This window comes from Polaromonas sp. CG_9.7 (genome assembly GCF_015752205.1).
Classification (GTDB): domain Bacteria; phylum Pseudomonadota; class Gammaproteobacteria; order Burkholderiales; family Burkholderiaceae_C; genus Polaromonas.
The window spans coordinates 1-2,372 of sequence record NZ_JADOVG010000043.1 but is presented as its reverse complement, the minus strand read 5'-3'; the positions used below and the strand labels follow the sequence as shown (position 1 = coordinate 2,372).

Below are 2,372 nucleotides of genomic sequence, written 5' to 3'. Positions count from 1 at the left end.
CTGCTCCAGCGTCTGCTTTCTTGCATTTTCTTTTTCCATCTTTCTTCGATAGAGAAAATTCAATAAAGTTCATACTTCATTGGGCCGTATCAATAACAATCAAATTTGCAAGAAAAAACAATTTGATAACTCCATCATTCGCCATGGCGTGGCCGTTGCTGAATGAGAAACGCATGGAGCCGGTTGAAGGCATCGACGCACTCCAGCACATCACTGGAAAATCTGATGACAGAAGATGTTTGCTGCGCCACGCTGCCCGTAGCCAGCACAGGGGGGCGCATTGTCCAAGACGTTCAGTCGCTGCATAAAACAGAAGATCCCAGTCTTGAGTCGCAATGCGTGACTAACTGACTGGGGCCATGCCCGGTGTTGGCAATCAGGAGGCGGCCAGATTCAGTGGAATGGCAGATCAAATGGTTCATGGTGTTTTGTTTGACAGTTGTAGCAGCGGCGACCCGTGCCCTGTCACCTCAAGAAATCAACAGGCGTCGAATCATTCGCATGTAAACGCTTGTAAGTGTTTAATGCAATTTTTTCTGTTCGCTAGCGCACCTAGCGCGACAGTTAATGTCCGACGGACGCCTTGGCAGCAGATCCCAGCAGTGCTTTGTAAGTCTGCTCACTGGTGGCATAGCAACTGCAAGCGGCGGCTTCCAGACCACGGCGGTCCAGCACGGTGATTTCTCCGCGGTGGTACTCGATCAGTCCGTCCCGCTGCAGCACACTGGCTGCTGCCGTGATGCCGACGCGGCGCATGCCCAACATGTAAGCCAGAAACTCATGCGTCAAGTGAAATTGGTCTGAATGGGCACGGTCCTGGCTCATCAGCAGCCAGCGCGCCAAGCGCTGACCGATGAGGTGAAACCGCAGGCAGGCGGCAGAACTTGCCTGCTGGACCATGAGGACATAAAGGTAGCGGTTCAGCCAGCGCCGCAGGGCGGTACTGCGCGCCAGTTCACGCTTGAAGGGTACGGTGGCAATGCGCCAGGCAGTGCCTTCACCCTGCACCAACGCATGCAGCGGAACGGTTGCCACGCCCAGCACGAGTTGCGCGCCCAGCATGCCTTCACATCCCACCAAGCCCACTTCCACGCCCGGGCTGCCATCTACCAGCGCGACCAGTGAAATGTAGCCTTGGGTAGGGAAATAAACATGTCGGGTTGGTTTCCCGGGTTCGCACAGCACTTCGGAAAGCACCAGTTCAACCGGTTCGCAAAGCGCCAAAAGGCGGTTCCTGTCGGCCACGGGGAGCAGTTCGATCAGGTGATTTTCCAAGGCATTCATGCGGGCTTTCGGAGTGTTGCAGACCCTTCCAGAGAAGGGGCAAGTTCAAAGCCGCGCAGCTGACAAATTCAGTTCGATTCGGAATGACAGAGTATGCACCACACCTACAAATTCTCACAAAAAAGCAGACTGTCAGATTGCTCAGTGACAGGAATCTCGTAGTTTTTCAGATCAGGTTGATAGCCTGACAGGTTCTCGCGAACATTTCACACCGGTTCCTTTTTAGGAAGCAACCGGTCGTATTCCTTCTTCACCACCGCATAACATTCGCATGTACGCTTTTCAAGCCCCGGCCTGTCCAGCACCAGAATGCGGCCGCGCGAATAGCTGATCAAGCCGGCTTTTTGAAGACTCATTGCACCTTCGGTCACGCCTTCGCGGCGAACACCCAGCATGTTGGCTATGAGTTCCTGCGTCATGACCAGCTCATTGCCTGGCAAGCGGTCCAGGCTCAGCAGTAACCAGCGGCAGAGTTGCTGGTCCAGCGAGTGATGGCGATTGCATACGGCGGTCTGGGCCATTTGGGTAATCAGCGCCTGGGTGTAGCGCAGCAGCAGGTGCAACACTGGCGTACGCTTGAATTCTTCCTTGATCGCCTGGGCCTTGAGCCTGAAGCCCTGACCAGCGCTTTGGACCACCGCACGGCTGGGGGTTGACTCGCCACCCATGAACAGCGAAATGCCGACGACGCCTTCATGGCCCACCACGGCGATTTCAGCCGAAGCGCCGTTTTCCATGACGTACAGCAGCGAAACAATGGAAGTGGTCGGGAAATACACATGGCTCAGCGTGCTGCCCGATTCGTAAAGCACTTGGCCCAGCGGCATCTCGACACACTCAAGCTGCGGCAAAAAACGCTGCCACTCGGCGTCCGGTAGAACAGCGAGTAACTGGTTTTTCTTGGGATCAGCAGAAACAGGCATCAGAACTTTCAGGGTAAATCGAGCTTGATTTACTACCTGAGTAGTGATCTCGCATGAGACTGATTATAAGTAAGCTAGTAGACAGTCAACCTGATTCGTTGTCTGCGTGCGGATAGACCCAAGCCATTTTTTGGCGTGCCTTGCTTAAGTTGAATTGCCAGCGTA

At 54.3% G+C, this 2,372-nt stretch carries 3 protein-coding genes; 1 reads left to right on the top strand and 2 read right to left on the bottom strand.

Features of this window, described 5'->3' with window-relative positions:
- Positions 1-308: hypothetical protein (locus IWX87_RS19835; RefSeq protein ID WP_231374936.1), on the top strand; the 308-nt coding region annotated here is incomplete at its 5' end.
- A 256-nt stretch (positions 309-564) separates the two neighbouring features.
- Here the strand turns inward: IWX87_RS19835 and IWX87_RS19395 are convergent.
- A complete protein-coding gene (locus IWX87_RS19395) occupies positions 565-1,284 on the bottom strand; it encodes a Crp/Fnr family transcriptional regulator (protein ID WP_196865136.1) in 720 nt (239 codons plus the stop codon).
- A 206-nt stretch (positions 1,285-1,490) separates the two neighbouring features.
- The gene (locus IWX87_RS19390) at positions 1,491-2,207 is read right to left on the bottom strand and encodes a Crp/Fnr family transcriptional regulator (protein ID WP_196865135.1); all 717 of its coding nucleotides are present in this window, start codon (positions 2,205-2,207) and stop codon (positions 1,491-1,493) included.
- Positions 2,208-2,372: the final 165 nt, after the last annotated feature.